The following is a 24,684-nucleotide window of genomic DNA, read 5'->3' on the forward strand; positions in this document are numbered from 1 at the left end:
GGCTGGCACCCTCGTGCTGCTCGCTGGAGGGTTCCAGCTCCAGTGTTGCATGATGGATCCCGAAGCGGGATGCCAGTTCCTTCCTGATCCGGGCCTTGATAACCTGCTGTTCCGGCCACGCGTCGTTGGCCACCACCACGTGCGTGTCCAGGGCGGCACTGCTCTCCTCCATCAGCCAGAAATGCGCATGATGGATGTCCTCCACGCCTGCGAGTCCCCGGATGCAGTCGAGTACCGCCTCGGTATCAATCTCCGGTGGGCTGCCCAGCATCAGCACCCGGATCACTCCGCCAACCTCGGTGGCTGAGAGCCAGAGGATGTAACCCGCTATGAGCAGGGTGATCAGTGGATCGATCAGGCGCCAGCCGTACAGCACGATGAGCACACCACTGACCACCACGGCCACTGACGTCAGGGCATCGCTGAGGTTGTGCAGGAAGAGGGCGCGGATGTTGGCGCCGCCCTGCCGGATGGAGCCTGTCAGGATGGCAGTGAGCGTATCCACCACCAGGGCCAGTACGCCCAGGGCGATGACGGTGCCGCCGCCGACCTCGGGTGGATCCAGAAGGCGCATGCCGCCTTCGAAAGCCAGGTAGAGCCCGATCAGGATCAGGGAGGTGTAATTGACCAGGGCTGCGACGGTTTCGATCCGGCGGTACCCGAACGTCATCGCGGGATCGGCGGGGCGCCGTGCAATGCGCCGCGCGACCAGGGCAATGACCATGGAGGCCATGTCCGAGAAATTGTGCAGGGCATCGGCGATGAGTACCAGGCTGCCCGAAAGTATACCGCCAAGGACCTGGCCCAGGGTCAGCACGAGGTTGGCGATGATGGCTCCTATGACGCGGCCATCGCCAGTGTGTGGGTGATGGTGCTCGTGGCTCATGTCGACTGGCTCCGATGGGTGACAGGCGCTGTTATCCTCGGCTAACGGCCAAGGTCTTGCAAGCCGGGCCGGGGGCCTCTAGCATCGGCGCCATTCACGTATCAGGTTCCGGTTCCAATCCATGCTGGATCACCTTCAAGGATTCCATCCACGGCGTCTCCCTCACGGTGTGGCCGTTACAGGGCTGATGCTCCTGCTCGTCGCCCAGGTGCTTCTGGGCACGGCGGTGCACCACCACGTACTGGGCGAGCATGATGGGGCGCCGCAGGGCGCTGTTCACGGGGATTTCGCGCATGTCTGGCATGCCGATCAGCATAACCTGGTCCCGGATGGCCTGATTCCGGATACCCTCGGCGATACGCCGCCCCTGCCGCTCGCAGGTGCGTTTTTCATAGCGGCGGCGCCGCTCGTCTCCCGCTGGATCAGGCAGCCACGGGAACGCTGCACGGGCCCGTCACCCCCACGCTACTGCCTGCCCCAGCCCCGCGATCCTCCCCACCTTCTGCTGACCTGAGAGCGCGCACGGGCCCCTATCCGTGCATGAGCCGAACGATCGTCCGCAGCAGCGGGCGCGTGGAAGCAGGAGTCTAAAGCATGCGTATTACGTCATCCGGCGCCGTTCCGTTTGCGGCGGTGCTACTGTCTGTCCTGATGCTTTCCGGTTGCGGGGAGCATGGGGCGGAGGATCACAGCGGGAACCACGGGGATCATGGTGACCATGAGGAGCACAAGGACAACAAAAACGGAGGACACCGGGATCACAAGAGCGGCAAGGGGATAGCCCTTGATGATGAGGTGATCCACGAATTCGGTATAGAGGTGCGCCGGGCTGCTCCGGGCCAGCTGGCCATCACCCGCACTCTTCCCGGTGAGATCCGGTTCGACGAGGCCCTGATGACCCATGTCACTCCCCGTGTCGCGGGCCGTGCGGAGAAGGTCCGGCGCTACACCGGGGACAGGGTGGAAAAGGGCGAGGTTCTGGCGGTTCTGTCCAGCACCGAACTCGCGGAGGCACGTTCCCAGTATCTGTCCCGTCAGGCACGCCTGGAGCTGGAACAGGCGGATTTCGAACGTACGCAGCAGCTGGCGAAGGACCGCGCTGTTTCCGAGGCGGAACTCCAGCGGGCCCGCCAGGCCCTGAAGGAAGCGCGGGTACGGATGACCCTGGCAAGGCGGCGGCTTGAAGCACTGGGGATGGCGCCGCAGGCGGTTGCGGAGCTGGATACTGAGGGCAGTGACAGCCTCGCCCGCTATGAGCTCCGGGCACCGGCGTCCGGGACCATTATCGAGCAGCACCTGACCCGAGGTGAGCGCGTCGATACGGATCGTGATGACCCGCCGTTCGTCATTGCCCGCCGCGATCAGGTCTGGGCGGAATTCAGTGTCTTCCCGCGCAGCCTGGGCGAAATCCGGCCGGGGCAGGTCGTGGAGGTGAGTGCCAGCGAAGGCGGCAATCGGGCCAGCGGCACCATCAGCTATATCACACCCCGCATGGCGCAAGACAGCCGCTCGGCCAGCGCCCGGGTGGTTCTGGATAACAGCGACGGCCAGTGGTACCCGGGCCAGTTCGTGACCGGTGAGGTGACCGTGCGCGAGCTTGAGGCGGACGTGGTGGTGCCTGCCAGTGCCATCCAGCGGCTTGATGACCAGCCCCATGTCTTCGTTCGCACCGATCATGGCTTCCGGCGCCAACCGGTCAGAACCGGGATCAGTGCCGGCAGCCGCGTGATCATCCGTGAAGGGCTGGATGCCGGCACGCGCTACGCCGCCACCAACACCTTCACTCTCAAGGCCGAGGCCGGGCGTGCCCAGCTTAAGCATGCCGGACATTCCCATTGAGCCGGCTGCGGCAGAGGTGAGCGATCATGATTGAACGACTGATGGACATGGCCTTCCGCAATCGCCTGCTGATGGTGTTGCTGGGGGTACTGGTGCTGGCTGCAGGGATCTGGAGCTGGCAGAAACTGGCCGTGGACGCTGTGCCGGACGTCTCGCCGACGCTGGTACAGGTCTTCACGGTGACTGACGGCCTCGCCCCCGAGGAGGTGGAGACCTATGTGAGCTACCCCGTGGAGCAGGCCATGACGGGGCTGCCGAAGGTGCGGGAAATACGCAGCAACTCGAATTTCGGGCTCTCGGTGGTCAGTGTCTACTTCGAGGACGGCACGGACATCTACCACGCGCGCCAGCTGGTCAGCGAACGCCTTCAGAAGGCCCGTGAAAACATTCCGGAAGGCTTCGGAGAACCCGAAATGGGCCCCATTGCGAGCGGCCAGGGCCTGATTCTCTACTACTACCTGGATGCTCCCGGGGACGAGTACAGCCTGACCCAGCTGCGTACCATCCAGGACTGGCTGATCAAGCCGAAGATGGAGACGGTGCGTGGCGTTACCGAAGTGCTCGGGATTGGCGGGTACAAGAAGCAGTACCAGGTGAACGTCAACCCGGATGCGCTCCAGCGCTATGATCTGGACCTCCAGAATGTCATCGAGCGGGTGCGTTCCAGCAACCTCAACGTGGGGGCACAGTTTCTGGAGGAGGGCGGTGAACAGTTTGTGGTCCGTTCCGAGGGGCTGGCCAAGGGCATCAGGGACCTGGAACGGATCACCGTCAAGACGGTCGACGGCACCCCGGTTCGGCTGTCGGATATTGCCCGTGTTGAGATTGGTGGCGAGGTCCGCCAGGGCCTGCAGACCCTCAATGGTGAGAAGGAAGTGGTCTCAGGGATGGTGGTCAAGCTCTACGGTGCCAACACCTCTGAGGTGATTGAGCGGGTGGAGCAGCGCATGGAGGCCATCCAGAAGAGCCTGCCCGAGGGCGTGAAGATCGTGCCTTACTACGAGCAGAAGACCCTGGTCCAGAACGCCGTGGATACGGTCTCGGATGCACTCTTCCAGGGGATCGTGCTGGTGGTGCTGGTGCTGTTTGTATTCATGGGTGGTTTCCGGCCCAGCGTGGTGGTGGCAGCGGCCATTCCATTCTCGGTGCTTTTCGCGGTCGTCGGGATGTACTGGTTTGAACTTTCCGCGAACCTGATGAGTCTGGGTGGGTTGGCCATCGCCATTGGACTGATGGTGGACGGCACCATCGTGATGGTCGAGAACATCGACCGCCACCTGCATGAGGCGGAAAGCTACGAACCCCGACTGCAGGTCGTGGCCCGGGCATGCCGCGAGGTGGCCGCGCCCATTCTGTTCGCCATTGCGATCATCATCATCGTCTTCCTGCCGTTGTTCACGCTGACCGGCGTGGCGGGCAAAACGTTCCGGCCCCTGGCCTACACAGTGGCATTGGGCATGGTTGGTTCGCTGGCCTATGCGCTGTTCATGACGCCGGTACTGGGCAGCTTGATGATGCGCCGGCCGAAGGCGGATGCCGGTGATGGGCCAGAACGCTGGTGGCACCGTCTTGTCCCGTCCAGGCCGATTGCCAGGGAGTCGGAAGATCATGGCTACCGGCGTGAATCCCTGGTTGTCCAGTGGATCCTGGTGCTCTATCGCCCTCTGCTGCGTTTCTTCATTGCCCGGCGTTCCCTGGCGGTGCTGCTTGCCGTGGGCCTTCTTGGCGCAGGGGCGGCACTGTTCCCTCAGCTGGGCTCGGAGTTCGCGCCGCGGATGGACGAGGGGGATCTGATTGTGAACCTGACCATGGCGCCTTCCATTTCACTCAGTGAGTCGAAACGCAACACCATGCTGGCGGAGAAACGGATGCTCAGTGTGCCCGGGGTGAAGAAGGTCGTCAGCCGGGTGGGGCGTGGCGAGGTGGGGGCCCACGCCGACCCCATCAACACTGTGCACTCACTGGTCGTGCTGGAGCCCCGGTCGCAGTGGGAGAAATACGGCTATGAGTCCCAGGCGGGGATCGAGCAGGCCATCCGGGAGAAGCTGGACGGTATGCCCGGCATCATGACCAACATGACCCAGCCGATCCAGCTTTCCGTGGATGAACTGGTGGGCGGTGTGAAGTCCGAGCTGGCCGTCAAACTGTACGGGGATGATCTGGATACCCTGAAGCAGAAGGCGGATGAAATCGCCGCGGTATTACGGCAGGTGCCGGGCGCCGCCGATGTCCGGGCGGATCAGGTGATTGGCGCTCCGCAGGTGCGTATCCGGCCGGACCGGGATGCCCTGGCGCGCTATGGCATCAGCATGGAGCGTGTGCAGAAGCGCATCCGTAATGCCGTCGGCGGAACTGCGGCGGGGCAGATCTTCGAGGGGGTACGGCGCTTCGATGTCTATGTCCGCTACCAGGAACAGGACCGGAAGGACCTGGAGGCGATGAGCAATATCCTGATCGAGGCCCCTGGTGGCGCCGAGGTGCCCCTGAGCCAGCTGGCGGAACTGGAGAAGATCACCGGCCCGCGCCAGATCAGTCGTGAAAACGCCCAGCGCTACATTACGGTACAGGCCAACGTGGAGGGTCGGGACATCGGCAGCTTCGTGGAAGCCGGCCGTGAGGCGATCCGTGACCGGGTGGAACTGCCTGCGGGCTATCTGCTCGAGTGGGGCGGCCAGTATGAGCTGCAGCAGAAGGCCAATGCGCGCTTCGCGATCGTGATCCCGGTGACGCTCGCCCTGATCTGCCTGATGCTCTACATCAGCTTCCGGTCGGTGCGCAGCACCCTGCTGATCCTGCTCAACATCCCGTTGGCACTGGTGGGTGGTGTCGCCGCGCTCTGGGTTTCCGGCCAGAACCTGTCGGTCCCCGCATCGGTGGGATTCATTGCCCTTTTCGGCATTGCGCTGGAGAACGGCATGGTACTGGTCACCTACCTGAATCAGCTGGTACGCGAGGGGATGAACCTGGATGAGGCCTCAATACAGGGGGCCTGCCTGCGGGTGCGGCCGGTTCTGATGACGGCGCTGACCACCTCCCTGGGGCTGCTGCCGCTGCTGGTGGCCACAGGCACCGGCAGCGGCGTCCAGCGCCCGCTGGCCACGGTGGTGGTGGGTGGCCTGTTGACGTCCACGCTGCTGACCCTGGTGGTGATACCAGCGCTGTACCGCTGGTTCGCGGAGAAAACAGCGCCGAGCCCTGGCGATTGAATGCGCGTCCTTGCCCCACGGACGGGGAAGGAGCGCGTGTGGGTCATTGCGGGCCGTTCCCCGATGGCCAAAAATGCCAACGCGTTGAGAACTGATGGGCATTTGGAGGCTATCCGCGATGGTAGACTCCGGGCACCATCTGAAAACCGATACAACAAGAGGACGTGTTCATGAAACAGATGCTGACCTTCGCGTTTGCGCTGCTGTGCGCCTTAGCGATGACGGCCCAGGCTCAGGAGATGACCGTTGAGGGCGTTGAGCTGCCGGGGACCATCAAGGTTGCCGATAACGAACTCAGCCTGAATGGTGCTGGCGTGCGCTCCAAGTGGTTCATGAGCCTGTATGTGGGGTCACTCTACCTGCCGCAGGCATTCGACAGCGCCCAGGCGATTGTTGAGGCGGATCAGCCCATGGCGATCCAGCTGGACATCATCTCGGGCATGATCAACAGCGAGAACATGACCGAAGCGACCATGGAAGGCTTCAACAATGCCACCGGTGGCAACATGGAGCCGATCCAGGACGATATTGATTCGTTCATGAGCCTGTTCGAGGAAGAGATCAAGGAAGGCGACCAGTTCAAGATCACCTATATCCCCGAAGAAGGGATTGTTGGTTTCAAGAATGGTGACCGCATCGGCACAGTGGACGGCGGCATGGATTTCAAGAAGGCTGTCTTCGGCATCTGGCTTGGCGAGGTTCCGGCCCAGGAAAGCGTGAAAACGGCCATGATGGGCGGCGAGTAAAACGGTCTCAGTCGACCGTTTTCTCCTTGTACTCGCACAGATCCTCGATGACGCAGCTGCCGCAGCGTGGCTTCCGCGCCAGGCAGGTGTAGCGGCCATGGAGGATCAGCCAGTGATGCGCGTCCTTGAGGTACGCCTTCGGGACGCGTTTCATCAGCCTGTCTTCCACTTCCCGAACGTTTTTGCCGGGCGCGATGCCGGTCCGGTTCGCCACCCGATAGATGTGCGTGTCCACCGCCATGGTGGGCTGATCAAACGCGGTGTTCAGGATCACATTGGCGGTCTTGCGGCCGACGCCCGGTAACGCTTCCAGCTCCTTGCGGGTCTGTGGTACCTGCGAATCGTGCTTATCAACCAGCATCCGGCAGGCCTTGATGATGTTCGTGGCCTTGCTGTTGTAGAGCCCGATGGTCTTGATGTACTCCTTCAGGCCCTCTTCCCCCAGTTCCAGGATCGCCTCCGGCGTGTTGGCGACGGGGAACAGTTTCGCCGTTGCCTTGTTAACGCCTACGTCAGTGGCCTGGGCGGAAAGCGTTACGGCCACCAGCAGCTCAAACGGGGAGCTGAAGTTCAGCTCCGTGGTGGGCGCGGGGTTGGCTTCCTTAAGGCGGGCGAAGATGGCTTCACGCTTGGCGTCGTTCATGAGAATGTCCCCGTTACGCGGACCCGCTTGTGCCCGCTTTCCACGGGCGCCTGGCGGGCCTGCTGCTGTTGCTGGATATGGTGATCGATGCGGTTCCGGAGTGCGATGATCAGGCCCAGGCCGATGAAGGCACCGGGGGGAAGAACGGCGATCAGCGCCTGCCGGTAGTCCGGGAAGACCGTCAGTGTCCAGCCCCGGGCGGCCTCGCCGAAGAGCAGGTGGGCGTCCGCCAGAAGCGTGCCGTAGCCCACCAGTTCGCGCATTCCCCCCAGGAGCACCAGGACGGCGAGAAACCCGAGTCCGGTCATCAGGCCATCCAGGGTTGCCTTGGGCAGGGGGTTACGGCTGGCGAAGGCCTCGGCTCGGCCCAGGATGGCGCAGTTGGTGACGATAAGGGGAATGAAGATGCCCAGGATCTGGTAGAGCCGATAGGCATAGGCCTGCATGATCAGCTCGGTACAGGTCACCAGGGCGGCGATGATCATCACGAAGGCGGGCAGGCGCATGGAGTCGGTTACCCGGTTGCGGATAAGCGACACCGCCATGTTGGAGCAGGTGACCACCATCAGCGTGGCCAGGCCCAGGCCAATGGCATTGACCACCGTGTTGGTGACCGCCAGCAGAGGGCACAGGCCCAGCAACTGAACCAGCGCCGGGTTGTTGTGCCAGAGGCCGTCTCGGATGATCTGGTTGGCACCTGTACTCATGGTGTTCCGGCTCCCGTTTCCCCGCCTTCGCTGTTGAACAGACGGTCGTGATGCGCGGCCGTGAATGTAAGCCCGCGTTTGACGGCATCCACGACGGCGCGGCTGGTGATGGTGGCTCCGCTCAGGGCATCAAAGGCACCATTCTGGCCAACGCGCCATTGTTCAGGGTTTGGATTGTCCAGTGAGCGGCCATTGAAATCCAGTATCCAGTTGCTCTTCGCCACTTCGATGGCATCGCCCAGCCCCGGGGTCTCCTGGTGGTCGGTGGCGCGTACGCCCGTGAGCGTCCTATCTGCCCGGATGCCGAGGATCAGCTCGATGCGGCCGGAGTAACCATCCGGTGCCGTGACCGGAAGGATCAGGATGGGATCGGCGTCGCCGGGAGTGACCCGTATGGCCTCGGCGCCTCCACGGATACCGGTCACGTCGTTCCGTGGCAGAGTGATCGGACGGGTGGCCCCGGCTGTCAGGGACACATCGTCCGGCAGCACGGCAGCGCGGGCCCTTGCGGTCGCCAGTTCGCGCTGCTGCTCGATGCGCTCGGCGGTGAGGATCTGGGTGACGCCAATGGCCCCGGCCGTCAGGGCTGCGAACAGGCCCAGTCCCAGGGCATTGCGCTGGATGGCCTGGAGTGCCTCGCTCATGACGGCACCCCCCGCCCCGCACGTTTATGGCCTCGTGTCCGCGGCCGGGTGTAATAGTCCAGGAAGGGCACGGCCAGGTTCATCAGCAGCACGGCGAAGGCGACTGCGTCCGGGTAACTGCCCCAGGCTCGGATGGTGTAGAGCAGCACACCAATGCCGGCGCCGTACCAGAGTTTGCCGCGGTTGGAGGTGGCGGCCGAGACCGGGTCGGTGGCGATGAAGAAGGCGCCCAGCATGGTGCCGCCGGCCAGCAGGTGCAGGCTCAGGGGCACGGACTGGTCCGGGTCATAACCGAACAGCAGGGCCATGATGGTCAATGCCCCGAGCAGACTGACCGGAATGTGCCAGGTGATGATCCGGCGCTGGATCAACAGCAGGCCACCGGCAAGAAAGCCCAGGTTGACCCATTCCCAGCCCAGGGCGACCCGATCGCCGTAGATGGGCGCGGTGGTAACCTGGCTGGCGATGGCACCGTCAATGGCATGCTTGTAGTCATCCAAGGGCGTGGCGCCGGTGAAGGCGTCCACGGAGGTCGAACCCAGGCCGGTGAACACGGACAGGCTGTCCAGGAGGCTGAGCGGTGTCTCCTGCAGTGACAGCGGCAGCGCCCAGCGCGTGCTCATGGCTTCCGGGAAGCTCACCAGAACCAGGGCGTAGCCCACCATGGCGGGGTTGAACAGGTTGCTTCCGAGCCCGCCATAGAGGTGCTTGGCCAGGATGATGGCACTGGCGGTGGCCACCAGCGCGATCCACCAGGGCAGCAGTGGCGGCAGGGACAGGCCCAGAAGCAGGCCGGTCAGCGCGGCACTGCCGTCCATGAGGGTGTGCTGGACCGGGCGGGCGCGAATCCAGAGGATCAGGGCCTCGGTGGCCATGGCAATGCCCATGCACCAGAGCACATTGATCAGCACGCCCCATCCGAAGAAGTGGATGAGCGCCAGCAGGCCGGGCAGGGTGGCCGCCATGACCCAGAGCATGATCCGCTGGGTGGTCAGCATGCTCAGGTATCCTCCTGTGCGTCGCTGAGCGCTTTCTCGGCGGCGTCCAGGCGTTTCTGGTGCTTGTTCAGGGCCCGTTCCAGCTTGGGTACGGCTTCCGGGGTCTGCTCCCGGGCCTCGGCCAGTTGTGCCTGCGCCTCCTCGACTTTCTGTCGGGCCTGGTCCCGGCGCTGGATCAGGGTTTCACGGTCCGGGCCGGGCGCCGTCGGTGAGGTCGCTGCTGCGGTAGCGGCTTCGGATGCCTCTGCGGGCGCCACGTTGTGGCGCTGTTCCCGGGCCTGCTGGCGCGCCCGGCGACGTTCCTCGCGTTCCGCCTGTTCCCGTTCCAGTCGGGCCTGGCGTTCCTCAAACCGCTGGCGGGCATGATCCGCCTCCGCCTGCTCCTTCTGTTCCTGGCGCAGCACGCCCTTGCTGTGTCGGTAGTACTCCGTCAGGGGCAGGTGGCTGGGGCAGACCCAGTCGCAGGCGCCACACTCGATGCAGTCGAACAGGTCGAAGTGCTCGGCCTTGCGGTGCTCACCGGCGCTGGCGAACCAGTAGAGCTGCTGGGGCAGCAGATCCACGGGGCAGGCCTGTTCGCACAGGCCGCAGCGGATGCACGGCTGCGGGATCGGCGGGTCCGGGAATTCCCCGGCGGTGCCCGCGATCAGGCAGTTGGCGGTCTTGATCAGGGGCAGGCCGGTCGTGGTCAGGTCGAACCCCATCAGCGGCCCGCCCATGATGAGCCGGTGCAGGCGCTGGGGATCCAGCCCTGCTTCGAACAGCAGGTGGTCCAGGGGCGTTCCGATGCGGGCCTCGATGTTACCGGGCCGGGCCAGCGCCTCGCCCGTGAGGGTGGTGATGCGCTGGATGACCGGTTCGCCCAGACGCAGGGAGCGGTCCACGGCGACCGCCGTGGCGACGTTCTGGCAGAGCACGCCCACGTCAGCGGGCAGGCCGCCGGAGGGTACTTCGAGGCCGGTCAGCAGCTGGATCAGCTGGCGCTCGCCGCCGGAGGGGTAGCGCGTGGCGACAACCCGTATCTCGACGCTGGTTCCCTCGGCCGACTGTCTGAGCGCCTCAATGGCATCCGGCTTGTTGTCCTCGATGCCAATCAGGCACCGGCCCGCCCCCACCAGTCGCCACAGGGCCAGGGCCCCGGCCACTACCGAGTCCGGCCGTTCACGCATCAGGGCCTGGTCGGCGGTGATGTAGGGCTCGCACTCGGCGCCATTGAGGATCAGGACGTCTGGCGCTGCCTCTGCGCTCTGGAGTTTGTCGCGGGTCGGGAAACCGGCACCACCGAGCCCAACAACGCCTGTCCGGTGCAGGTGGTCGTAGCGTTCGGCGGTACTGGCGCTGTCCGGGCAGGGCGCCAGCTTGTACCACTGGTCGCGGCCATCCGCCTCAATGAGGATACAGGTCTCTTCCAGCCCTGAGGCATGAGGCACTTCGTGCGACTTGATGGCCGTGATGGTTCCGGAGGTGGGCGCATGCACCGGAACCGAGCGTCCCGGCTGGCCTTCGCTCAGTGGCTGTCCGGTCAGTACGTGGTCACCAACGGCTACCACCACCCGCCCGGGGTCGCCGCGATGCTGGCGCAGCGGCACAGTCAACCGATCCGGCAGTGGCGCCTGGCGGATCGGTGTCTGCAGCGACCGAAGTTTGTTGTCCGGTGGATGAATGCCGCCGGGAAAGTCGAATTGCGTCCCCATCAGGCGGAGGCCTCCGCCGGGCGCTGGTCCGTGGCGATCACAGGACCGTCATGGGTCAGTGGCCGGTCCGCGGGGTGAGGCGGCACCCAGTCATCGATGCCTCGGGCGACTTCAATCATGTCGATGCAGTCCACGGGGCAGGGGTCCACGCACAGGTCACAGCCGGTGCATTCGCTCTCGATCACGGTGTGCATGAACTTGGGCGCACCCACGATAGCGTCCACCGGGCAGGCCTGGATGCACTTGGTGCAGCCGATGCACTCGGCCTCGCGGATGTAGGCTACCCGTTTGGGCTGCTCCTCGCCATGTTCGGCATCCAACGGTTGCGGTTCCACATCCAGCAGGTTGGCCAGGCTCTGGATGGTCGCTTCGCCGCCGGGCGGGCACTTGTTGATGGCGTCGCCCTCGGCGATGGCTTCCGCATAGGGGCGACAGCCGGGGTAACCGCACTGCCCGCACTGGGTTTGGGGCAGCACCGCGTCGATCTGCTCCACCAGGGAGTCGTCATCCCGACGCAGGCGCACGGACGCATACCCCAGCAGGGCTCCGAAGGCGCCGGCCAGCAGCAGCAGGGTCGCGATGGCGAGGAGCAGGTTCATCCACATGCCGGTAACCCTCTCACACCTGCACCATGCCGGTGAAACCCATGAAGGCCAGTGACATGATGCCGGCGGTGATCATGCCGATGGCGGCGCCCTGGAATGGCTGGGGCACGTCGGCGGCGGCGATGCGCTCGCGCATGGCGGAAAACAGCACCAGCACCAGCGAGAAACCGGCGGCGGCGCCGAAGCCGTAGAGTACGGATTCCAGGAAGCTGTTCTTCTCCTGGATGTTGAGCAGTGCCACGCCGAGCACGGCACAGTTGGTGGTGATCAGCGGCAGGAAGATGCCCAGTACCCGGTGGAGTAGGGGGCTGGTGTGGCGAACGGCCATCTCGGTGAACTGCACGACCACGGCGATGACGAGGATGAAGCTGATGGTGCGCAGGTATTCGACCTGCAGGGGTTCGAGGATCCAGGTGTTGACCAGATAGCTGCACACGGAGGCCAGTGTCAGCACGAAGGTGGTGGCCATGGACATGCCCATGGCGGTCTCCAGTTTGTTGGAGACGCCCATGAAGGGGCACAGCCCCAGGAACTGGGCCAGCACGAAGTTGTTCACCAGGACGGTGCTGATCAGTATCAGAAGGTATTCAGTCATCGGCTTCCGCTTTGTCGTGGGGAGGGGGTCGGGTGGTTCCTTCCGGGAATCGCCACGAGTACGTCCCTGTAGGCTGCTATTCCGCCATCCATGGCTCCATAGCTTCCCGTAAAGAGGCCCCCAACCCCGCCCTGCAACCAACGCCGCAGTCCAGAGACTACATAACCCGCAACCCAGGCGTCGCCCCGGAGTCGGGAGCCAGAAGCCAGATATCCTCACCCCCGGGCCCGGCCGCCAGAACCATCCCCTCGGACACCCCGAACTTCATCTTCCGCGGCTTCAGGTTCGCCACCATCACCGTCAGCCGCCCGATCAGGTCCTCAGGTGCGTAGGCCGTCTTGATGCCCGCAAACACCTGGCGCTCTTCCGCCCCGATATCCAGTGTCAGCTTCAGCAGCTTGTCCGCGCCCTCAACATGCTCGGCGTTCTCAATCTTGGCCACCCGCAGGTCCACCTTCGCGAAGTCATCGAACTCGATCTGGTCGGCAATGGGCTCCACGTCCGGGGTCTCCTTCTGCGATTGTGCGGGCTGTTGGGTGGTCTGCTGATCCTGGGCCACGTCTTCTTTCGAGGCTTCGAGCATGGCCTCAATCTGCTTGGAGTCGATGCGCTTCATCAGCGGCTTGAACTTGTTGATTCCGTGATCCAGCAGATGATCCTCAAGCCGGCGCCAGTCCAGGCTGGTGTTGAGGAAAGCCTCCGCGTTGCGCGCAGTTTCCGGCAGCACGGGCGCCAGGTAGGTCATAAGGATGCGGAACATGTTCAGCGCATTGGTGCTGATGGCCTGGACCTGGTCGCGGGTGGTCTCGTCCTTGGCCAGGACCCAGGGCTTCTGCTCGTCCACGTACTGGTTGGCCCGGTCGGCCAGTTCCATCACACGCTTCATGGCGCGGCCGATTTCCCGTTCCTCGTAATAGCCCGCAATCTCTTCGGCGGCGTCGGTGAATTCCTTCAGCCGCTCCGGTTCGGTGATTTCAGAGCCCAGGCGGCCCTCGAACTGCTTGGTGATGAAACCGGCGCTGCGGCTGGCGATGTTGACCACCTTGCCCACCAGGTCCGAATTCACTTTCTGGATGAAGTCATCCAGGTTCAGGTCCATGTCGTCCACACCGGCGGTGAGCTTGGCCGCGAAGTAGTAGCGCAGGTACTCCGGATGCAGGTGGTCCAGGTAGGTGCGCGCCATGATGAAGGTGCCGCGGGACTTGGACATCTTCTGGCCGTTCACGGTCACAAAGCCGTGGCAGTTGATGGCCGTGGGCGTGCGGAACCCGGCCGTCTTGAGCATCGCCGGCCAGAACAGGGCGTGGAAGTTGACGATGTCCTTGCCGATGAAATGGTAGACCTCGGCGGTGGAGTCTTCGCGCCAGTAATGGTCGAAGTCAATGTCGCCACGCTGGTTGCACAGGTTCTGGAAGCTGGCCAGGTAGCCCACCGGGGCATCGACCCAGACGTAGAAGTACTTGCCGGGGGAATCCGGGATCTCGAAACCGAAGTAGGGCGCGTCGCGGCTGATATCCCAGTCGTGCAGGCCGGCGTCGAGCCATTCCGCCAGTTTGTTGGCCATGCCGGGCTGTAGAGCGCCGCTGTTGGTCCAGTCCCGCAGGAAGTCGGCGAAGTCCGGCAGTGTGAAGAAGAAATGCTCGGACTCGCGCTCCTCGGGCGTAGCGCCGGAGAGCGCGGATCTGGGTTCAATCAGCTCCATGGGCGTGTAGGTGGCGCCGCAGGCCTCGCAGTTGTCGCCGTACTGGTCCGGGGTGCGGCAGCGCGGACAGGTGCCCTTGATGAAACGGTCTGCCAGGAACATGCCCTTTTCGGGATCGTAGGCCTGCGTGATGCTGCGCGTTGCGATATGGCCGCGGTCGCGCAGTTTCTGGTAGATGTAGGAGGACAGCTCGCGGTTTTCCTCAGAATGGGTCGAGTAGTAGTTGTCGAATTCGACCAGAAAGCCGGCAAAGTCACGCTCGTGTTCGGCCTGGATGCGGCTGATCAGCTGTTCCGGCGTAATCCCCTCGCGCTCCGCCCGGAGCATGATGGCGGTGCCGTGGGCGTCGTCCGCGCAGACATAGTGGCAGTTCTCCCCCCGCAGCTTCTGGTAACGCACCCAGATGTCGCTCTGGATGTACTCCAGCAGATGGCCCAGGTGGATGGGGCCATTGGCGTAGGGCAGGGCACTGGTGACCAGGATGTCGCGGCGATGGGCGCTCGGCTCGCTCATGGGGGTTGGCTGGCTCCGTGTGATTGGTTTTGGAGTTGCCGATGATACCGCTCAGCCGCGTTTTTTTCATCCCGCCTGTATGGCAGCCTCCCCCGCGCCGGGCGTATCATTGAGGCATTGGAATCCTTTGTTTCGGGAGCAGCATGACGGATATTGACCAGAGCGCGGTCGAACAGGCGATCCGCCAGTACACGGACCCCTATCTTAAGCAGGACCTGTTGTCGCTGGGGGCCATCCGGAATCTGTCCATTGAGGACGGTACGGTGTCCTTTGAGGTCCAGCTGGGCTATGCATGGAATGGCATCGCGGGCGGTGCCCGGTCGCTCCTGACCCATGCCATCGAGGATGTGGAAGGCGTGGAGGATGTGCGCATCACCACCAGTCACAACATCCATCCCCACAAGGCTCAGGGCGATCTGCATGCCATGGGTGGGGTGAGCAACATTATCGCCGTGGCCTCCGGCAAGGGTGGCGTGGGCAAGTCCACAACCGCCGTGAACCTGGCTCTGGCACTGGCGGGCGAGGGCGCGCGCGTGGGCATCCTGGATGCGGACATCTACGGGCCGAACGTGGGGGTGATGCTCGGGATCCCCGAAGGCACCCGGCCGGAGACGAAGCAGGAGAAATACTTCGTACCGATTGAGGCCCACGGTATCCAGGCCATGTCCATGGCTTTCATGATCACGGATAAAACTCCCATGATCTGGCGCGGGCCCATGGTCAGCGGTGCTGTCCAGCAGATGGTTGGGCAGACCCTGTGGGATAATCTGGATTACCTGGTGGTGGACATGCCGCCAGGCACCGGCGATATCCAGCTGACCCTGGCGCAGAAGGTGCCCGTGACCGGTGCGGTTGTGGTCACCACGCCCCAGGACATGGCGCTGATGGATGGCCAGAAGGGCATCGAGATGTTCCGCAAGGTGGATATCCCGGTGCTGGGCGTGGTTGAGAACATGAGCACGCACATCTGCAGCCATTGTGGGCATCATGATCCGCTGTTCGGCAGTGACGGTGGCGAACGCCTGGCCGCGGACTATGATGTGGCGCTTCTGGCGCAGTTGCCGCTGCACCGCACCATCCGGGAGCAGACTGACGGGGGCAACCCGACGGTGGTGGCGGAACCGGACTCGGAAGTCTCGCGGATCTACGCTGATCTCGCCCGGCGGGTGGGAGCGGCACTGTCGCAGCGGGAGCGGGATACCAGCTCCCCCATCGCCGCAATGAGTTCCTGATTACAGGTCGTAAACGAGTCTTAATGGCCTGGAGGGTAACCATTGAGTTATAAACGGTGCGCTTGCAGTCTCCAGCATCCATTGGCCAGGGGCGTATGAAACGATTCCCCACACTCCAGGCCCGTTACCGGGTCCTCCGACGCCGCGGCCATAACTGGTTGGTGGGCCACCCCCGTCTGTGGCATCTGCTGTACGTGACCGGGTGCCTCAGAGGCGGCGTTGAGTCGGCGGCCCGTGGCGTCAGCGTCGGTCTGTTCGTGGGCCTGACGCCCACGGTGGGTTTCCAGACGATTTTCATGATCATCGGCTGTGTGGTGCTGCGGGGCAACTTTCCGGCGGCCTTTGCCGTGTCCTGGCTGAGCAATCCGATCACCATGGCGCCGCTCTACTGGGGGTTCCACGAGTTGGGTGAGCTGCTGACCGTGCTGCTGCCGGTGTCCATGGATTTCATCCCCTCATGGATGTTCGAGCGGGCGGGGGACACCATGACGTTCACCATCATCGGGAGCCTGATCGTTGCCGTGCCGTTCGCGGTGGGCGGCTATCTGGCGACCCATGGCCTCTCGCGATGGATTCTTGCCCGCCGTCGCCTGCGCAAGCAGCGCCGCAACGGAGCGGCTTCCGGTCCCTGACTTTCGGTGCCTGTGTCAGCTGCGGTATGATTCCCGGCTATCCCAATCATCCAATCGTGGACGTTGACGCAGCATGAGCATCAAATCCGATCGCTGGATCCGCCGGATGGCGGAGGAATACAGCATGATCGAACCCTTCGAGCCCGGTCAGATCAAGGAGACTGCGGACAAGGGCAAGGTCATCTCCTACGGTACCTCCAGCTACGGCTACGACGTGCGTTGCAGCTCCGAGTTCAAGATCTTCACCAACGTTCATTCGGCCACGGTCGATCCCAAGAATTTTGACGAGGACAGTTTCGTCAACATTTCCGGGGAATCGTGCATTATCCCGCCCAATTCATTTGCGTTGGCGCAGACCGTGGAGTACTTCCGGATTCCGCGCAACGTGCTCACCATCTGCCTGGGCAAGTCCACCTATGCCCGCTGCGGGATCATCGTCAACGTCACACCGCTGGAGCCGGAATGGGAAGGGCAGGTAACCCTGGAGTTCTCGAATACCACCAACCTGCCCGCGCGCATCTATGCCAACGAAGGGGTGGCCCAGATGCTGTTCCTGGAGTCCGATGAGGTCTGTGAGACCAGCTACGCGGACCGTAAGGGCAAGTACATGGGCCAGCGTGGCGTGACCCTGCCCAAGACCTGAACGCCGGGAGCGGCCCATGAACTCGAAGCAGTGGCAGCGGGAAATGAACCGCCTGACCGGCTGGCGCCAGTACGCTTTCATACTGGCGCTGGCTGAAAGGGCTTTCCCCAACTACGCGCTCTTTGCCGAGATCACCGAACCCGAGTGGGGTGACCGCTTCCGGGATGCCCTGGACTGGGGGTGGCGGATGCTGGCCATCAAGGACCATGACGTGGACCCTCTGAAGCAGCTCACCCGCCTGGAAGATGTGTATCCGGACCCCGCCGAGTATGATTTCTACGGGGTGGCCCCGGCCATGGATGCCTGGCACCTGCTGGAGCAGGCCTTCCTGTGCCATGTGAACCCGGAAAAGAAACGCGCCTTTGAGGCGGCAGCCCGGGCCCTGGAGACGGTGACCACCTTCATCGAGGTCACCGAGGGCGAGGGGCTGGAGGACGACGCGCTGGTGAAGCTGTTCGACGGGCATGAACTGGTGAAAGCGGAAAAATCGTTCCAGAAGACCCTGGCCGAGACGCTGCGTCGTGCCCCGGCACCGGATGGCGAAACCCTGAATGAATTGCACGAGATGGCGCACAACGACGGTGTCAGCAGCCTGGGCCTGGAAGTCCCGGAGCGCTGGGCGAACGCGAACCAATCCTGAACGGGAGCCTGCATGAAACTCTCATCCTTCGGTCAGAAGCTGGGCGAGGACGCCGGCATCAATTCGCTGATGGACGATCTGGGCGAGGCCATGGCCTCCGGTGGCGACGTGGTCATGATGGGCGGGGGCAACCCGGGCCATCTTCCGGAGGTGACAGACCGGCTGCAGGCGATCATGAAGGAGCTGGTGGACGATCCGGAGCAGTTCCGGCGCCTGACGGGCGTTTACGACCCACCCCAGGGCGAGAAGCAGTTCATTGCCAGCCTGGTTGAACTGCTCAACCGGGAATACGACTGGGGGCTGACCACGGAGAACGTGGGGCTGACCAATGGCAGCCAGTCCGCGTTCTTCATGCTGTTCAACATGCTGGCCGGTGAACATCCGGACGGCAGCCACAAGCACATACTCCTGCCGCTGGCGCCGGAGTATATCGGCTATGGCGATGCCGGGCTGACGCCGGGCCTGTTCCACGCGGTCCGCCCTGAAATCGAGGAGCTGGGGGACAATCAGTTCAAGTACCGGGTGGATTTCTCGCAGCTCGAGATCACGGAAGACACGGCCGCCATCTGCGTGTCCCGCCCAACCAACCCGACCGGCAACGTGCTGACCGATGGCGAAATGCTGGGCCTTGAGGAGCTGGCGTGGGAACATGATATTCCGCTGATCGTGGACGGCGCCTATGGCTCGCCCTTCCCGGACCTGATGTATACCGAGGCATCCCCGCGCTGGACACCCCAGCATATCCTCTGCCTGAGCCTCTCAAAACTGGGTATCCCGGCGGCGCGCACCGGTATCGTGATCGCCGACAAGCCGGTGATCCGGGCCCTGTCAGGTGTGAACGCCATCATGAACCTGGCCACAGGGAGTTTCGGCGCCATGCTGGCGGAGCCGCTGGTGCGCAGTGGCGAGATCATCAGCATGAGCCGGGATCTGGTGCAGCCCGTCTACCAGCGCAAGATGGAGGCTGCCGTGGCAGCCTTCCGGGAAGCCATGGGTGATGAGTGCCCCTGGCGGGTCCACAAGCCGGAGGGCGCCATGTTCCTGTGGCTCTGGTTCCCTGATCTGCCCATCAGCAGTCTGGAGCTCTACAAGCGGCTCAAGGCCAGGGGGGTGCTGGTGGTGTCAGGGCACTACTTCTTCCCAGGGCTTCCGGACGAGGGCTGGCGCCACCAGCATGAGTGCCTGCGTGTGACCTATTCCCAGGACGCGGCGGACGTGGCCCGCGGTCTCCAGGCCATTGCCGAGGAAGTTAAGCGGGCCTGGGCTCAGGGCTGAATGCGTTCGCCGTCGAGGGTGGCGCTCTTGAGGTAGATCTCGAAGTCCTCGCCCTCGTCATTGGTTTGCTCCAGCCGCACCAGCAGGTGATCCCATTCAGGGGCGAACCACATCAGGGTGGTGCGGGGTGAGTCCTCGTCCCGCACCCGTTCCACCACTACGGTTTCGACCTTGCCGAACTCGCGGGTATCCAGGGTCTCCTCACGCAGCACTTCGAACTGGTAATCCTTGAATTCGCCCTCGTCCGGGATTACGTACTCCATCGTCTCCCTGCCGGCGCGCAGGTCCACCCAGAGCTGGAGCTGGGCCCCGAGCTGGTCCTGAACATCCGGGTGGTCACTCATGTCCGTGCGCTGGTCGTTCACCCGGTCCACAATGACGCTTTCATCCCAGTTGAAATCGAGCTTTTTGTAGCGGTTGGACAGGAAGAAGCCTTCCAGGCTGTAGCGGTACCGCTCTGAGATCACGGTCTGGTCCTCGAAACGGAACCGGCTGGACTCGCGGATATCCGCCACGAAGGAGTCCACATCAAAACGGTAGATCCAGCGGCCGGTGTCCGTGGGTTCCAGTGAACGCGTGGCTTCGCCACTGATGGTGATGCCGCGTTCGAGCTCCGCGCCATAGGTGGTGGTCATGGGGTAGAGGCCCAGGTCCTGCGCGAAAGCGGCGGAAGGCAGAACGGCGGCGGCAGCGAGTGTGAGCACCAGGCGGCGGATCGGGTCCATGTCAGCATCCCTTGTTGGACGGTTTGCTTATACCCTATGAGAACCCTGTGACCGGCTCAAGTGTTTTGGGAGTCGGGGTCCACCGGTTCGTCCAGGGGCGTGCCGTCGAGCTGCGCCCGACCCTGCACCAGGCGCAGCCGTCCCTGGCAGAACCAGCGTACGGCCTCTGGGTAGATCCGGCGCTCCTGCACGCCCACGCGGCCTGCCAGGCTGTCCTCGTTATCGTCAGGGTGTACCCGGACCCGGCCCTGGATGATGCGTGGGCCACCGTCCAGTTCCTCGGTGACGAAATGCACGGTGGCGCCGTGCTCCTTTTCCCCAGCCTCCAGCACCTTGCGATGGGTGTGCAGGCCGGGCCAGGCCGGCAGCAGCGAGGGGTGGATATTGAGCAGCCGCCCCTGGTAGTGCTGTACGAAAGCGTCCGTAAGAATGCGCATGAAGCCGGCCAGGACCACCAGATCCGGCCTGAACCCATCAATGGCGGCCATCAGGGCCTGGTCGAAGGATTCCCGGCTGTCATGGTCGCGGTGCGGAATGGCCTGAGCGGGAATGCCGGCGTTTTCAGCCCGATCCAGGCCCTTGACGCCGGTACGGTTGCTGATGACGCCGGCAATGGTGCCATCCAGCGTACCGGCGGCCTCGGCATCAATCAGTGCCTGAAGGTTGGTTCCCCCCCCGGAAATGAGGACAACGATACGCGGCAGGGTGTCCGGCATCAGCGTTCGTCGTTGTCGGGGACGAAGCGGACACCCGCTGGGTCATCGGATTCCTGGATATAGCCCAGGAGCCAGGCGTCCTCGCCCGCGTCATTGAGGGTTTCCAGAACCTGGTCACGCTCGGTCTCCGGAATGCAGACCACCATGCCGATGCCGCAGTTGAAGGTCCGGAACATCTCGTCGGTGGCCACGTTGCCGGCGCGCTGGAGCCACTGGAAGACGTCCGGCCACTGCCAGCTGTGGGTGTCGATGACTGCTTCCGTGCCCTCGGGCAGCACGCGCGGCACGTTTTCCGTGAGTCCGCCACCGGTGATGTGGGCCATGGCCCGGACGTCGAACTGGTGCAGTATCTCCAGAAGCGGCTTCACATAGATACGGGTGGGGGCCATCAGGGCCTCGCCCAGGGTCTCCGTGCCCACGGACTGTTTCAGGTCCGCGTCGGTGTGCTCGAGGATGCGGCGGATCAGGGAGTAGCCATTGGAGTGGGGCCCCGAGGAACCAAGACCAATAAGGGCGTTACCGGCCTCCACGCGGCTGCCATCGATCAGGCGTTTGCGCTCCACAATGCCCACACAGAAGCCGGCAAGATCGTAGTCGTTGCCCTGATACATGCCGGGCATTTCCGCGGTCTCGCCGCCAACCAGCGAGCAGCCGGCATTCTCGCAGCCGGTTGCGATGCCCTTGATGACGTCGGCGGCGATGTCATTGTTGAGCTTGCCGGTGGCGTAGTAGTCGAGGAAGAACAAAGGTTCGGCACCGGTGACGATAATGTCATTCACGCACATGGCCACCAGGTCGATGCCGATGCGGTCGTGGCGCTCCGTGTCCATGGCCAGTCGGAGCTTGGTGCCGACCCCGTCGGTCCCGGAGATCAGCACGGGTTCCTTATAGCCCTCGGGAACCGCGAAGGCCCCTCCGAAACCGCCCAGGCCACCCAGAACCTCCGGCCGTTGGGTGCGTGCAACGCTCTCGCCGATGCGGTCGACCAGCTCACTGCCGGCATCAATGTCGACTCCGGCGTCGCGGTAGGTCATTCCCTGGTTGGTGTCGCTCATGGGGCGTTCCTCGAAACGGGCATTGCGCGGATTCTAGCACCGTGGTCATCCCCGGCCAAATGCTGTGGGTGTTGTGGTTGGGGTGGTTGTTGTATCCTGAGCCGACCTTTGAGGGCGAGACAGTGGACAATGGGAGTTCGGGTGGAACAGCGCATTGATCGGTTCCGGGCAGGGCTGCTGGCAGGCGGTCTTCTGCTGCTGTTGATGCTGGCCGGCCCAGCTCAGGCAGTGGTTGTGGATCGTCTGTATCAGGCGGTAGTGCCGGTTGAGGATACCGGGACGGGGGCACGGGATGAAGCTTTCCGGGAAGCCCTGCGCCAGGTGCTGCTGCGCCTCACGGGTGATCCCGCCGAGGTGCGGGAGCTGGTTCCGGTTGCCGGTGGGGACAGTGCCAGCGAGCGTGCCCTGGATGGACGCACCACCCGCTTCATTGACGCCTTCAGTTATCGGCGCAATGGGGAAGAGCTGGAGCTCCATGCCACCCTGAGTGCTCCCGCGGTTGGTCGGATGCTGGCTGAGCGGGGCGTGGCGGTGTGGGGCGCCAATCGCCCCCGGGTTCTGGTCTGGTTCGCGGTGGATGACCGCGGTGATCGTGAGCTGATCCACCGGGAGAACACACTGCCCCCCTTCCTTACGGAACCCATGCAGCCTCTGGACAGGGAGGCCATTGCCGCGGAACGGGGCCCCTGGAAAGAGCCGCTCTGGGCGGAATCCCAGCGGCGCGGGTTGCCGCTGGCATTGCCCTTCCACGATGAGCGGGATCGCGCGGAAGTCAGTCTGTCCGAGCTCTGGGGGCTGTTCCAGGGACCTATAAAGGAGGCTTCCCGACGCTATCCCCATGACCTCATGGCGACGGTCAGGGTCAATCGGGCCGGTGGTGGCTGGCGGGCACGCTGGCAGTTGTGGCGAGGGGATGACCGGGTTGCGGAGGGCGTTGCCCGTGACAGCGAACGTGCCATGGTGGTGCGGCAGCTGGTAGATGCCTGGGCTGACCGGTTGGCCGGGCGTTATGCCGTGGCGCCGCCCAGGGGCGAGGACCTGCGTTCCGCCCGTATGCGGGTGACCGGTGTTGGGACACTCGCGTCCTATGCCGGTGTGCGCCGGTCACTGGCCGGGCTGGAGCCGATCCGGTCGGTGCAGGTGGACACGGTGAAGCAGGACCATCTGACTCTGGACCTGGCGTTCAATGGTGATCTGGGCGTTCTGCGTGACTACATTGGGCTTGATGAGCGGCTGGTGCTGACGGGCGGGCCGCCGGACGGTGCGGTTCCGGCTGATCCGCAGGATGACACGCTGAGGCTCTACTATCGCTGGGATGAAGAGCGGGGCAGCAGTATGCTGCCTGGCCGTGGTGAGGTGCAGGAGATCGTGCCGCTGGATTCGGCAGAGGAAACCGGAGGAAGCGGTGCCACGCTGCAGCAGTAGAATGGGGCCATGACACAGACACCTTCCCAGTTTCCCCTGCGGATCCGGCTTCGGGATGAAGCCGGATTTGCCAATTTCCATGCCGGATCCAACGGGGCCGTGGTCGAGCGGCTTCAGGCCTGGCCGGTATCGGCAGACGCCGGTTCCCTGGTGCTCTGTGGTGATGCCGGAGCGGGCAAGAGTCACCTTCTCAATGCCGTCTGCCTGGCCGCGGAGTCTGCCGGCCTCCAGCCGGTGTCGCTCAGTCTGCGCGAGGCGGCGGCACTGGCGCCGGAGGCGCTTCAGGGGTTTGAGGGGTTCGATCCCGTCTGTCTGGATGATCTGGACGGATTGCCTGCGGATCCCGCCTGGCAGGAGGCGTTGCTGCACCTGTTCAATCGTGTGCAGGATGCCGGTGGACGCCTTCTGATCGCGAGCCGACAGCCGCCGGCGGCACTGGACTGGGCCCTGCCGGATCTGGCATCACGGCTCAGGGCCCTGCCCGTGTGGCAGCTGGCCCTCCCGGACGATGACCAGCGTGCGGCCATGCTCCGGGCGCGGGCGGAAAACCGGGGGCTTGCCATGCCGGAGGAGGTGACCCGTTACATCCTGCGTCGTGCCCCCCGGGATCCGGGCCAGCTCCTGGGGCTTCTGGACCATCTGGATGAGGCCTCGCTGCAACAGCAGCGGCGGCTGACGGTACCCTTCGTCAGGCAGGTGCTGGGCTGGTAGACTCCGGATCTGCAGGGATTTCATCGATAACAGCAACAACACAGGGGGAAAGCCATGCGCCGGGTTGTTTTCAATCAGAAGGGCGGTGTGGGGAAATCCAGTATCGTCAGTAATCTGGCGGCCATCAGTGCCAGCCGTGGTGTGCGGACACTGGTGGTTGACCTGGATCCACAGGGGAATTCAACCCAGTATCTGCTTGGCAGACCCGCGGAAGAGCTGAAGGACACGGTGGCCGACCTGCTGGAGCAGTCCATCGCCTTCCGCATCTCCAGCCGTCGCCCTGAGGAGTTCGTGCATGCCTCGGCGTTCTCCAACCTGCATGTGCTGCCCTCGAGTCCCGAGCTGGACTACCTGGAGCGCAAGCTGGAAGCCAAGCACAAGATCTACAAGCTGCGCGACCACCTGAGCCGCCTGAGCGATCTCTATGATGCCATCTACATCGACACGGCACCGGCGCTGAATTTCTACACCCGTTCGGCCCTGATCGCGGCGCAGCGCTGCCTGATTCCCTTTGACTGCGACGATTTCTCCCGCCAGGCGCTGTACAGCATCATGGGCGAGATTCAGGAACTTCAGGAGGACCACAACCCCGACCTGATGATTGAGGGCATCATTGCCAACCAGTTCCAGAGTCAGGCCAGCCTGCCGCGCCGGCTTGTCCAGGAGCTGACGGATGAGGGGCTGCCGGTGCTGCCGGTCCGGCTGCCGTCCTCGGTGAAGATGAAGGAATCCCACCAGGCGGGGCGGCCCCTGATCCACATGGCGCCGAAGCACAACCTCACGGCGCGTTTCCAGGACCTTTACGGCCTGCTCAATGGTGAGACCGTGGACGTGGAACCGCTGGGAGCCTGA

General features: G+C 63.9%; 24 protein-coding genes. 11 read left to right on the forward strand and 13 right to left on the reverse strand.

The annotated features are described in order from the left end of the window. Positions 1-886: cation diffusion facilitator family transporter (locus QZ501_RS07320; protein ID WP_295718407.1), on the reverse strand; the 886-nt coding region annotated here is incomplete at its 3' end. A 94-nt stretch (positions 887-980) separates the two neighbouring features. Beyond that, on the reverse strand, positions 981-1,181 hold the full coding sequence (locus QZ501_RS07325) for a hypothetical protein (RefSeq protein ID WP_160898033.1): 201 nt from the start codon (positions 1,179-1,181) through the stop codon (positions 981-983). Positions 1,182-1,480: 299 nt separating this feature from the next. Here QZ501_RS07325 and QZ501_RS07330 point away from each other — a divergent pair, with 299 nt between their 5' ends. The 3 genes from QZ501_RS07330 (at position 1,481) to QZ501_RS07340 (ending at position 6,677) form a co-directional block, all read left to right on the forward strand. After that, entirely contained in the window at positions 1,481-2,725 is a 1,245-nt protein-coding gene (locus tag QZ501_RS07330) for an efflux RND transporter periplasmic adaptor subunit (RefSeq protein WP_295718410.1), read from the forward strand. A 26-nt stretch (positions 2,726-2,751) separates the two neighbouring features. Then, positions 2,752-5,931 (forward strand): efflux RND transporter permease subunit, encoded by a 3,180-nt coding sequence (locus QZ501_RS07335; RefSeq protein WP_295718412.1) that lies wholly within the window; start codon positions 2,752-2,754, stop codon positions 5,929-5,931. Positions 5,932-6,101: 170 nt separating this feature from the next. Continuing rightward, positions 6,102-6,677: a chalcone isomerase family protein gene (locus QZ501_RS07340; RefSeq protein WP_295718415.1), complete on the forward strand. Its 576-nt coding sequence runs from the start codon at positions 6,102-6,104 to the stop codon at positions 6,675-6,677. A gap of 7 nt (positions 6,678-6,684) precedes the next feature. Here QZ501_RS07340 and nth read toward each other — a convergent pair whose 3' ends face one another. The 8 genes from nth to metG form a co-directional block, all read right to left on the reverse strand. Further along, complete coding sequence (gene nth / locus QZ501_RS07345) at positions 6,685-7,320, reverse strand: endonuclease III (RefSeq protein ID WP_295718418.1); 636 nt, start codon at positions 7,318-7,320, stop codon at positions 6,685-6,687. Continuing rightward, complete coding sequence (locus QZ501_RS07350) at positions 7,317-8,027, reverse strand: electron transport complex subunit E (RefSeq protein ID WP_295718420.1); 711 nt, start codon at positions 8,025-8,027, stop codon at positions 7,317-7,319. The genes nth and QZ501_RS07350 overlap by 4 nt, the downstream gene beginning before the upstream one ends. Next, positions 8,024-8,671, reverse strand: a complete 648-nt coding sequence (locus QZ501_RS07355; protein ID WP_295718423.1) for an RnfABCDGE type electron transport complex subunit G — start codon at positions 8,669-8,671, stop codon at positions 8,024-8,026. Before QZ501_RS07355 ends, QZ501_RS07350 begins: the two co-directional genes overlap by 4 nt. After that, the gene (gene rsxD / locus QZ501_RS07360) at positions 8,668-9,669 is read right to left on the reverse strand and encodes an electron transport complex subunit RsxD (RefSeq protein ID WP_095617520.1); all 1,002 of its coding nucleotides are present in this window, start codon (positions 9,667-9,669) and stop codon (positions 8,668-8,670) included. Before rsxD ends, QZ501_RS07355 begins: the two co-directional genes overlap by 4 nt. Before the next feature lie 2 nt (positions 9,670-9,671). Beyond that, the gene (gene rsxC / locus QZ501_RS07365; RefSeq protein ID WP_295718425.1) at positions 9,672-11,363 is read right to left on the reverse strand and encodes an electron transport complex subunit RsxC; all 1,692 of its coding nucleotides are present in this window, start codon (positions 11,361-11,363) and stop codon (positions 9,672-9,674) included. Then, a complete protein-coding gene (gene rsxB / locus QZ501_RS07370) occupies positions 11,363-11,962 on the reverse strand; it encodes an electron transport complex subunit RsxB (RefSeq protein WP_198949476.1) in 600 nt (199 codons plus the stop codon). Before rsxB ends, rsxC begins: the two co-directional genes overlap by 1 nt. A 19-nt stretch (positions 11,963-11,981) precedes the next feature. Further along, complete coding sequence (rsxA, locus tag QZ501_RS07375; RefSeq protein ID WP_151438988.1) at positions 11,982-12,563, reverse strand: electron transport complex subunit RsxA; 582 nt, start codon at positions 12,561-12,563, stop codon at positions 11,982-11,984. A 157-nt stretch (positions 12,564-12,720) separates the two neighbouring features. Then, positions 12,721-14,778 carry a methionine--tRNA ligase gene (gene metG / locus QZ501_RS07380; protein ID WP_151438989.1) on the reverse strand — a complete coding sequence of 686 codons (2,058 nt, stop codon included), beginning with the start codon at positions 14,776-14,778 and terminating at the stop codon, positions 12,721-12,723. A gap of 143 nt (positions 14,779-14,921) precedes the next feature. Here metG and apbC point away from each other — a divergent pair, with 143 nt between their 5' ends. The 5 genes from apbC to QZ501_RS07405 all read left to right on the forward strand — a co-directional run bounded on the left by apbC (position 14,922) and on the right by QZ501_RS07405 (position 19,200). Further along, positions 14,922-16,010 carry an iron-sulfur cluster carrier protein ApbC gene (gene apbC, locus QZ501_RS07385; protein WP_295718429.1) on the forward strand — a complete coding sequence of 363 codons (1,089 nt, stop codon included), beginning with the start codon at positions 14,922-14,924 and terminating at the stop codon, positions 16,008-16,010. 95 nt (positions 16,011-16,105) lie between these two features. Beyond that, the gene (locus QZ501_RS07390; protein WP_151438991.1) at positions 16,106-16,642 is read left to right on the forward strand and encodes a DUF2062 domain-containing protein; all 537 of its coding nucleotides are present in this window, start codon (positions 16,106-16,108) and stop codon (positions 16,640-16,642) included. A gap of 73 nt (positions 16,643-16,715) precedes the next feature. Continuing rightward, positions 16,716-17,285 carry a dCTP deaminase gene (gene dcd, locus QZ501_RS07395; RefSeq protein ID WP_151438992.1) on the forward strand — a complete coding sequence of 190 codons (570 nt, stop codon included), beginning with the start codon at positions 16,716-16,718 and terminating at the stop codon, positions 17,283-17,285. 16 nt (positions 17,286-17,301) lie between these two features. After that, entirely contained in the window at positions 17,302-17,925 is a 624-nt protein-coding gene (locus QZ501_RS07400) for a DUF416 family protein (protein WP_151438993.1), read from the forward strand. Between the two features lie 12 nt (positions 17,926-17,937). After that, complete coding sequence (locus tag QZ501_RS07405; protein WP_295718432.1) at positions 17,938-19,200, forward strand: valine--pyruvate transaminase; 1,263 nt, start codon at positions 17,938-17,940, stop codon at positions 19,198-19,200. Here QZ501_RS07405 and QZ501_RS07410 read toward each other — a convergent pair. The 3 genes from QZ501_RS07410 to purM are packed head-to-tail and all read right to left on the reverse strand — an operon-like array spanning position 19,191 to position 21,696. Next, entirely contained in the window at positions 19,191-19,925 is a 735-nt protein-coding gene (locus tag QZ501_RS07410; RefSeq protein ID WP_151438995.1) for a DUF3108 domain-containing protein, read from the reverse strand. The two genes, QZ501_RS07405 and QZ501_RS07410, sit on opposite strands and share 10 nt — an antisense overlap. Positions 19,926-19,981: 56 nt before the next feature. Continuing rightward, complete coding sequence (gene purN / locus QZ501_RS07415; RefSeq protein WP_295718435.1) at positions 19,982-20,641, reverse strand: phosphoribosylglycinamide formyltransferase; 660 nt, start codon at positions 20,639-20,641, stop codon at positions 19,982-19,984. Continuing rightward, entirely contained in the window at positions 20,641-21,696 is a 1,056-nt protein-coding gene (purM, locus tag QZ501_RS07420; RefSeq protein ID WP_151438997.1) for a phosphoribosylformylglycinamidine cyclo-ligase, read from the reverse strand. The genes purN and purM overlap by 1 nt, the downstream gene beginning before the upstream one ends. A gap of 141 nt (positions 21,697-21,837) precedes the next feature. Between purM and QZ501_RS07425 the strand changes: the two genes are divergently transcribed. The 3 genes from QZ501_RS07425 to QZ501_RS07435 are packed head-to-tail and all read left to right on the forward strand — an operon-like array spanning position 21,838 to position 24,684. Next, positions 21,838-23,121 (forward strand): DUF2066 domain-containing protein, encoded by a 1,284-nt coding sequence (locus tag QZ501_RS07425; RefSeq protein WP_295718437.1) that lies wholly within the window; start codon positions 21,838-21,840, stop codon positions 23,119-23,121. Positions 23,122-23,130: 9 nt separating this feature from the next. Continuing rightward, positions 23,131-23,832, forward strand: coding sequence for a DnaA regulatory inactivator Hda (hda, locus tag QZ501_RS07430; protein WP_151438999.1), 702 nt, complete (start codon positions 23,131-23,133; stop codon positions 23,830-23,832). A gap of 54 nt (positions 23,833-23,886) precedes the next feature. Continuing rightward, complete coding sequence (locus QZ501_RS07435) at positions 23,887-24,684, forward strand: ParA family protein (protein WP_151439000.1); 798 nt, start codon at positions 23,887-23,889, stop codon at positions 24,682-24,684.

Origin of the sequence: uncultured Halovibrio sp., from assembly GCF_913056445.1 — a bacterium.
Classification (GTDB): Bacteria; Pseudomonadota; Gammaproteobacteria; order Pseudomonadales; family Oleiphilaceae; genus Halospina; species Halospina utahensis_B.